Source organism: Streptomyces sp. SID14515 (assembly GCF_010548505.1).
Taxonomy (GTDB): domain Bacteria; phylum Actinomycetota; class Actinomycetes; order Streptomycetales; family Streptomycetaceae; genus Streptomyces; species Streptomyces caviscabies.
This window is the reverse complement of the sequence record NZ_JAAGMH010000064.1, coordinates 1-302: the sequence shown is the minus strand read 5'-3', so window position 1 is coordinate 302 and position 302 is coordinate 1. Positions and strand designations below refer to the sequence as shown.

The 302-nt window shown below is 81.5% G+C and carries 1 protein-coding gene; it reads left to right on the top strand.

Annotation, left to right across the window (positions count from 1 at the left end):
- Nucleotides 1–76: 76 nt before the first annotated feature.
- On the top strand, nt 77–302 hold a 226-nt coding region (locus G3I54_RS38965; RefSeq protein WP_203685994.1), incomplete at its 3' end, for a hypothetical protein.

Sequence of the window (302 nt, the reverse complement as noted above, 5' to 3'; positions counted from 1 at the left end):
CTCGGCGGACGCCGCCGACGCGGGCCGCGCCGGGGCGCCGGGGGCAGGGCGCGCCAGGTGCGGGGGCGGGGGCTGGGTGGAGTTCGGTGCGGTCGTCGGCGCAGGCGTCGTCGGCGCGGACGCGGACGTGGGCGCAGGAGCGGGAGCAGGCGCGGGCGTCGGCGGATGGGCAGGTTCCGGCTCCGGCGCGGATGCGGCCTCCGGCTCCGGGGCACGCTGCTCCGCCAAAGGCGGCTGCACCACCGAGGCCTGCGCGTCAGCCGAAGGCGGTACCGCGACCGAGGCCCGCGGCTCGGCCGAGG